Annotated in this window: 7 protein-coding genes; all 7 read left to right on the forward strand. The window is 36.2% G+C overall.

Annotation, left to right across the window (positions count from 1 at the left end; genetic code table 11):
• Nucleotides 1-223 (forward strand): integrase core domain-containing protein (locus tag P20495_RS20905; RefSeq protein WP_033016216.1); only part of this gene is annotated, 223 nt, incomplete at its 5' end.
• A 210-nt stretch (nt 224-433) separates the two neighbouring features.
• On the forward strand, nt 434-1273 hold the full coding sequence (locus P20495_RS04655; protein ID WP_008138103.1) for an alpha/beta fold hydrolase: 840 nt from the start codon (nt 434-436) through the stop codon (nt 1271-1273).
• Nucleotides 1263-2792: an amino acid adenylation domain-containing protein gene (locus tag P20495_RS04650; protein WP_008138104.1), complete on the forward strand. Its 1530-nt coding sequence runs from the start codon at nt 1263-1265 to the stop codon at nt 2790-2792. Before P20495_RS04655 ends, P20495_RS04650 begins: the two co-directional genes overlap by 11 nt.
• A gap of 27 nt (nt 2793-2819) precedes the next feature.
• On the forward strand, nt 2820-3059 hold the full coding sequence (locus P20495_RS04645) for an acyl carrier protein (RefSeq protein ID WP_008138106.1): 240 nt from the start codon (nt 2820-2822) through the stop codon (nt 3057-3059).
• A 59-nt stretch (nt 3060-3118) separates the two neighbouring features.
• Nucleotides 3119-4033 (forward strand): chlorinating enzyme, encoded by a 915-nt coding sequence (locus P20495_RS04640; protein WP_008138108.1) that lies wholly within the window; start codon nt 3119-3121, stop codon nt 4031-4033.
• A 170-nt stretch (nt 4034-4203) separates the two neighbouring features.
• Complete coding sequence (locus P20495_RS04635; protein ID WP_008138110.1) at nt 4204-6672, forward strand: penicillin acylase family protein; 2469 nt, start codon at nt 4204-4206, stop codon at nt 6670-6672.
• Nucleotides 6673-6684: 12 nt separating this feature from the next.
• The gene (locus P20495_RS04630; protein ID WP_008138112.1) at nt 6685-8376 is read left to right on the forward strand and encodes a cyclic peptide export ABC transporter; all 1692 of its coding nucleotides are present in this window, start codon (nt 6685-6687) and stop codon (nt 8374-8376) included.
• Nucleotides 8377-8468 lie beyond the last annotated feature (92 nt).

Raw genomic sequence — 8468 nt, forward strand, 5'->3', positions numbered from 1 at the left:
TAACCCGCAACAAAATGCTTATGTAGAGCGGTTTAATCGCACTGTTAGGTATGACTGGCTAAGTCATTATATTTACAGTGATATTAGTGAGTTACAAGATAAAGCAACCGATTGGTTATGGACTTATAATAATGAACGCCCTAACATGGGCATAGGTGGCATAACACCCATACAAAAACTGGAAAAGTTAAACAACGGAAATTCTACAAATAGCCTCCATTAAAAATGGGGGGATTACCACGTCAATGTGACTTTTATGTATAAATTCGCTCATTCATCTATTTACGCTGCAAGTGATGAGAAATAAAACTCTAAGATATTTTATTGGTTGACATTCTTTTATGAATGAATAATATAAATAAGGTGTTAAGAAAATGTAATAAACCAAGGCTTCACGGATAAGAACTTCATCTAATACTTATAGGGATTTAAGTTGTCAAAATATTCTTCTGTTAAAAATAATAAAATTTCTCTTGATTATCGTATATCTTTTTATTCTGAGGATGTTCCTTGGATTTGTCTGATATTACCATTTGGACTTAAATTAGATGTAGCTAACTCATTCTTTGATTATTTTCATAACCAATTTAATATTATTACTTATGAAAGTCGGTTGATACTCGATTCTTCTTCCCTACAGGTAATAGACGGTGAACTCACTGTCGAAAATCATGTTAAAGACTTAATGGTTGTACTAAATCACAAAAATATTGAGGATACTATATTAGTTGGTTATTGTTCTGGCGCTGGGATTGCACTAGCCGCTGCAAATCAAAATCCAAATAGGTTCAGTTATTTAATTCTCGTTAATGGAGAATTTGTCCTATTAAATGATCGTGATTGTGTTACTCAGTACGGAATAGATATTGATAACTTACTACCAATTGCTGCGATTGATAGAAGTAAAGCCGAATTTATTCTTAATCGGCTCCAGCCTAAAAAAAATCCTACAAGGTCAGAAATACCTTCTGGCGTAAATTTACCCTTTTCACAACCACATTTTTTTAATCGGTACGCAATTAATTACTTATCATATCGTGATACCAACTTTGAGAAACTAGCGAGTTCAATAAATACGAAAACATTGATTATTGGTGGAGAAAAAGATCAGCAAACCAATGAGAGTAGTGCCATTAAAATTCATAAAGTAATCAAAGGTTCACAGTTATATATAGATCCTTTAGGGGACCATTATGGGTTAATTCGCCAAAACTCAACAACTTTAGAATATATTTCTAGTTATTTAAGTATGGAATTATCAAATGTTGTATAAAAGTGAAGATGCTTTATTAGTACATGAACTTGTAGAAAAACAATCAAAGATAAGTCCAAATAATACCGCGGTTAAGTTTGAAAAAAAACAGCTAAGCTATGATCAACTCAATATAAAGGCAAATTTTTTTGCTAAACATATATTGTCTTGTGGGGCGCAGCAAGGAGATGTTATTGGCTTGTCAATGACTCGATCGTTGGAAGTGATTGTAGCAATGCTGGCTATTTTAAAATGTGGTGCATCATATCTACCTGTTGATCATAATACCCCTATATCCACTAGTATTAAAAACTTAGACACAGCCAATGTAAAGTTAGTTATTTCAAATGGCGAATGTAGTGAGTTACTTGATAATAAGCGGACTGCTATCTATTTGAATGATATTACTCTAATGGATGACTTATCTCAATCCGACGGCATTGATTTAACGTCAACTTGTTTGAGTGAAAATGCATTGGATGACAAATGTTATGTCATGTTCACTTCAGGCTCTACAGGTGAACCAAAAGGTGTTGTTATTCCTCATCGAGCCGTTGTTCGTCTTGTGAAAAATACAAATTATATTGAAATTAAGTCAACAGATAACATTTTTCAATTTGCACCATTGTCCTTTGATGCTTCAACCTTTGAAATATGGGGGGCGCTATGTACAGGAGCAACTTTAGTACTCTATTCAGGCTCAATTCTTGACCCTAAGCTATTTTCCCGTGAAATAAAAGACAATAACGTCACTATTCTCTGGCTGACAGCTGCGTTATTTCATCTTATTGCAAGCCGTTATATCTCTGCTCTTTCTCCAATTAAAACGTTATTAGCAGGAGGAGATGTTCTTTCTTCAAAACTTATTAATACGGTTTTAGATGCATATCCAGAAATTACTGTAATAAATGGGTATGGGCCTACTGAAAATACCACTTTTACGTGTTGCCACCGTATGACTGTTTTAAATAGACCGAATGATGTTGTGCCAATCGGTAGGGCTATTACTGGAACCCAAGTCTATTTACTTGACGGTAATTTAGAAAAAGTTGCTGATGGTGAAGTCGGTGAGTTAGTTACGTCTGGCCTTGGTATTGCAATAGGTTATTTAAATTCTAAAAGTATAAATTTTTTCAAAGAACCAAGTATTGATAAAGGCTTACTTTATCGTACCGGAGATTTAGTACGAAAAAACTTGGACGAAGAATTTGAATTTGTAGGTAGAAAAGATAATCAAATAAAAATACGAGGTTATCGAGTTTCATTAGAAATAATTCAAAGTAGTATTTTAACTTTGGAACATGTCAATGATGCGATAGTTTTATTAGAAGAACATGGTGTTGGTGAACAACTATTAACTGCATATTTGCAAGTGGGTGAAGATACTGAATGGACTGTTAGAGGAGTGAAAAGTTCTCTTTCTACTAAATTAGCCAATTATATGATCCCCGATGTAATTAATTTTAGTTCAAATTTACCCATCAGTAAAAATGGAAAAATTGATAAAAAAGCTTTTCACAATAAATCTATAAGAATGTAATTAAACCAGTAATAAGGAGAAATAATAATGGGTGAAATAAAAATAAATGAAGTTATAAAAGGCATTTTTAAAGAAAAACCAATTTTTGATGGTATTTCACAGGAGCAAGATTTCTTCGATATAGGAGCATCTTCTTTGACAGTTGTTGATTTACAAATTCAAATTGAAGATGCACTAAATATTGAAGTGCCAACGTCTAAATTAATGGAGAACCCAACGTTAAAAGGATGGGTAGCTTCATATTTATCAGCTTCGGCTAGTGCCTAATTTTATCAATAACGTAAGTTAATATTCAACTAATAATAATATGGATTGAAATAATAATTATGAATAATTCGTATAGTTTAACCTCTGAAGAACTTAAGTCATTCAGAGATAAGGGTTTTGCAGGTCCTTTTGATTTGTATGAAAGGGAAGAAATTCTTACTAAATATAAAAAAATACGGGCTGCGTTATTCGATCGTACAAATGCAGCTTATGATCTTGATAATACTAGTGTTATTTCTGGTTATGATCGTCACCTCGATGTTGATGAGCTTAGTCAACATGTAGTTCGTCCAGAAATTACAGATAAAATAGCAAGTATTCTAGGTCCAGATTTAATTTGCTGGCGCAGTGAAATGTTTCCAAAATATCCTGGAGATGAAGGAACTGATTGGCATCAGGCCGACACTTTTGCTCATGCCTCGGGAAAACCACAAGTCGTTTGGCCGATGGAAGGTGACTTTGGTGGCGCAGTTACTGTGTGGACTGCGTTAACAGATGTTACAGAAGAAAATGGTTGCCTACGTTTCATACCGGGTACACATGAAGAAATGGTATACGATGAAACACTTGAAATGAAGTATTCACCAGAAACAGTTAATAGTATGGAAAAGGATGGTGTTAAGCGAGGTTTTTTTGGTTACGATTATCGCAATCTGCAAAAAGACAAGGCCTTTATTCCTGATGAGTCAAAAGCTGTTTCTTTAGAAATGAAAGCAGGACAATTTGTCATATTTTGGTCAACGCTGATGCACTCATCTTTGCCTAATATTACTAAAAATCAAACTCGCTTAGCGGTTACTGCCCGCTATGTGCCTTCATCAGTGAAAATTTACCCAGATTCCGATTCTATTGATGAATACGGCAGCAAGGTTTCTCTCGACAAATATGGTGTTGTTCTTGTAGCAGGAGAAAACAAAGAGCAAAGCAACCGAGTTGTATCGCAAAACCTTAAAGGTAATCCCTTTACAGCATAAGGTTGATAGCTAAAAGCTGTTGTTGCCAATCTCTTTTATTTAAAGTCGTTAGGGAAAGGGTGGGCAAAATAATAAAAATACCAGACTGGTATCAAGGTGTAATTTTGATAGTTCTGGTTTGTCAAAACGATAGTTAAACTATTTTAAATAACATTTAAGGGTTTGATACTATGGAAGTTTTTAAACTTGCTTATAAAAATTCACCGATACTTTTTTTATTCATCGGCCTGATTGTTGTCCCTGTGATTTTTATACTAGGTAATGGATATTCTTACTTATTAAACACAAAGCCTACAATATCTGGAAATATATCAGTTGCTGGTATACAGGCTCCTGTTCAAATTGAGACAGATGCTCAAGGTGTTAAACACATTATTGCTCAATATGATAATGATGCATTCTTTGCGATGGGTGTTATTCATGCTCAGGACAGATTATGGCAATTGGAATTACAGCGTCGAATGGCTACAGGAACGCTTAGTGAAATTTTTGGTAAAGATGCGGTTAATCTTGATATTTATATGCGTACCGTGGGTATTTCTAAAAATACAAATGAGGCTTGGGACTCACTAGGAAGGCCGGCTCAAAATTCTTTGGAGGCATATTCTGCGGGGATCAACAGTTGGTTAGACAGTGCTCAAAGCTTGCCTGTTGAGTTTTCTATAATGGGTATTCAACCTCAACGCTGGCATCCATCTCATTCACTAGCCTGGTATAAAATGTTCGGTTTAGGACTGGCTGGTAACTTTCAAAAAGATATTCAACGCCTTGTTATTTCCAAATTACTTAGTGCTGAAAAAGCACAGTTATTAATGACTAACGAGGAGGTTCAAGAAACTAAGTCCACAGTTAATGCATCAAAATTAGCTACAGATAGCCTGACTGCATTAAATACGTTGAACTCCCAGCTTCAAAATGAGTGGGGCATTGGTGGAAAGAATGTTGGCAGCAACGCATGGGTACTTTCAGGTAAGCATACCAAGAATGACCTTGCTACTTTAGCGAGTGATCCTCATTTGGCTATACAGTTGCCATCGTATTGGTATACGGTTTCACTAAAAGGCGAAAAACTTGATGTAACTGGCGCAAGCTTGGTAGGTCTTCCTATAATCATGCAAGGTAAAAATGCAAATATAGGTTGGAGTAGTACAAACATGATGGCTGATACCATGGACTTGTATTATGAAGAAATTAACCTTGCAAATAATAATCAATATCGACGTGGTGATAGCTGGATTGATTTTGAGACTTCTATCGAAACGATTAACGTTAAAGCTGATTTTCCTTCCATATTACGTGAACCACTGAAGCCTTTAAAAATTAAAGTAAGGTCAACTGAATATGGCCCTATAATTTCTGATGTGGTTGATGTTTTTAAACAGCCAGTATCATTGCGCTGGGCTGGTAACGAAGAAAAAGACACTTCATATGAAGCCTTTTTTGCACTTAATTATGCGCATGATTGGGTGTCTTTCAATAAGGCTATGAACTTGCTTATTACGCCCGTAGTAAATATGTTTTATGTTGATGCTCAACAAAATATTGGTCAATTAGGCGCTGGAAGAGTGCCAATTAGGGGTAAAGGACAGGGTAGTATTCCTGTACCAGGTTGGGATCTGGAATATGCGTGGCAAGGCTATATTCCAATCGATCAGATGCCACAAAGTTTTAACCCACCGCAAGGGTACCTCATCTCAGCAAACAATAAAGTTGTGTCTAATGGAGGTGATCATTTTATATCCCGTGATTGGGCTGGTCCTCATCGGGCAAATAGAATTGAAAATTTGATTAAAGCTAAGTTGGATAAATCAGAAAAGATTTCTCTTGCCGATCAACAGTCAATGCAAATGGATATGTTTGACGAAGAAGTTCTGGTTATATTACCTACCTTAATAAACCTTAAAACCTCAGATGAACATGTTAATCAAATGCTTAATATCTTGCGTGACTGGGATGGTAGTACTGGGCCTGAAAGTATTGGCACTACGGTGTTTTTTACCTTGATGCGTCATTTGCGACCTCTTTTATTGAACGATGAGTTTGAAGATTACTGGGGGAGGCAGAACCTAAAATCAATTCAGCAGGCTTTTATTAATGACATGAGTATCACGCAAATCAACGATTTGCTAAACAGTGAAACTGTTAATTGGTGTGACCGCTTAAGTTCTAATGAAAAAGAAAGTTGCGAAAACATTCAAATTGAGGCAATGCAAGAAACTTATGAAGAGCTAGAAGGTCTGCTTGGTGATGATATATCAGATTGGACATGGGGGGCGGTGCACCATGTGCTTTTTGTTCATCGTCCATTTAGTTCAATCAAAGGTTTGGATATTATATTTGAGCGTGAAATAGCTAAGGGAGGATCACCAAATAGCATCAATATGTCGGAATTTAGTTTCAAACAAGGCAAGGGCTATTACCAAATGGTCGGTTCAAGTTATAGACAAATCATCCAGTTTTCTGACAATAAGCAAGACTATTTCTATCAAAACTCTACTGGGCAGTCAGGCAATTTAGTAAGCGACCATTACGATGATTCTATAGAAACTTTTGCCAACGGTGATTATCACTTGCTGGTTACAGGACAAAATGAAGTAGTGAAAACGTTGAATTTAGTTGTTCCCAAAACGGCTGATTAGGGGTAAATAAGAATGAAAATTTTTAGAATATTAATTGCCACGGCACCGTTTAAGGTCTTTTGTTCTTTGCTGTTAGGTACTTTGGCCGGAATTGGATACGCATTCCTGATCCCTGTTGTACTGAACAGTTTTACGGATAACACAGGTTTTGAGGTAGCACAGCAAACACCAAGCTACTTTATGGGATTTGAATTGAGTAATGCCAAATTTGGCCTGGTGTTTTTAGTGTCCTGTTTGGTAATACTAGCCACCCGTACTTTATCACAATTAACTTTGTTACATGTTGCTATTGATACTGCATCAGCACTACGTCTGAAGTACTATAATGTTATTTTTAAGTCTCGTTTATCCAACCTTGAAAATGTGGGTTCTTCACGTTTGTTGGCTTCGTTTACTTCTGACGTTAAAGCCATTGTAGCGGGTTCAATGATGCTGCCTGAGCTATTAATTAGTATCGTTACCATCATTGGTATGATGGGCTATCTATTGTATGTCAATACAGAGATTTTCGTGTTTATTTGCGGCGCAATTCTATTCGGCAGCATAACTTTTATGATCCCTATTTTACTTGGTATTAAATTTATAGTTAGAACTCGCGATAAAGTTGACGAGTTGCTTGAGGGAATTCGTGGTAATACCCATGGGGTGAAAGAACTCAAGTTATGTCATGCTAAACGTGAAGATTACTTTGAAAACACATTGATAAAGGTAGAAAAAGAATACCGCGGGTTAAATAAAGTTGTGGTTACCTTTGTTCGCTGTGCAACTAATTACGGTGACATGATGAGTTTCTTTATCATCGGGTTTATGGCGTTTATATTCCTCAATTTTAATTCAGTGAGTCAAGCTGAAGTATTCGCTTCTATAATGGTACTTTTGTATATTACTGGTCCTATCAGCGTTGTCATGATGGCAATACCTGAATTAAATACGGCAAACGTGTCTTTGACCAAAGCTGAAAAACTGTTCGATGAAATGCCACTTGAAAATATTTCCCCTGAAGTAAAACCGTTGCCTAGTTGGCAGACATTGCGCTTCAATGCAATTACCTACCAGTACACTGCAAAAGAAGGAAACGAAACCAAAAACTTCTCCATTGGACCCTTGGATTTTGAGATTAATAAAGGTGAAATAACTTTTGTTGTTGGTGGCAACGGGTCGGGTAAATCAACGTTAGCTAAATTGATTTCTTCACACTACCTAGCTGATTCCGGTGAAATTTTCATGGGTAATCAGCTGGTTGACGGAGATTGGGTAAGCAGCTTTCGAAATGAAGTGACAGCTATCTATACTGACTTTTATCTGTTTGATCGCCTATTGGGTACCACTAAAAATGCTGCTCCTGAAGAGGTTGAAAAGTATTTAAAGACACTGAAACTTGATCATGTTGTGAGTTTTTCAGATGGCTGTTTTTCTACCATTAGTTTGTCTGATGGGCAAAGAAAGCGGTTGGCTTTGCTAGTCTCTTTCCTTGAAGATAAGCAAATTTACGTCTTTGATGAATGGGCTGCCGATCAGGATCCTGAATTTAAAAAAATCTTCTATTACGAGATATTGCCTGAGCTTAAAAGCAAGGGAAAAGCGGTTGTTGTAGTCAGTCATGATGACCGATTCTTTGATGTTGCAGACCACATGATCATTATGGAACGAGGACAGAGAATATCTGACGTTCCATCTAGCACAGATGCAGCCCGCAAGGCTTAATACATAACGATAGCCAAATAAGGACCCTCAGAATTTTCTGATGGTCCGGAAATAATAATAATAAATTTTATTCCATGAGGAAATCTTCAGCA

This window comes from Pseudoalteromonas sp. BSi20495 (genome assembly GCF_000241185.1).
GTDB classification, from domain to species: Bacteria; Pseudomonadota; Gammaproteobacteria; order Enterobacterales; family Alteromonadaceae; genus Pseudoalteromonas; species Pseudoalteromonas fuliginea.

Coding starts and splice junctions, on each gene's coding strand:
- P20495_RS04645 (WP_008138106.1), top strand. CDS start 2,820: ATGGGTGAAATAAAAATAAATGAAGTTATAAAAGGCATTTTTAAAGAA.
- P20495_RS04635 (WP_008138110.1), top strand. CDS start 4,204: ATGGAAGTTTTTAAACTTGCTTATAAAAATTCACCGATACTTTTTTTA.
- P20495_RS04650 (WP_008138104.1), top strand. CDS start 1,263: ATGTTGTATAAAAGTGAAGATGCTTTATTAGTACATGAACTTGTAGAA.
- P20495_RS04630 (WP_008138112.1), top strand. CDS start 6,685: ATGAAAATTTTTAGAATATTAATTGCCACGGCACCGTTTAAGGTCTTT.
- P20495_RS04640 (WP_008138108.1), top strand. CDS start 3,119: ATGAATAATTCGTATAGTTTAACCTCTGAAGAACTTAAGTCATTCAGA.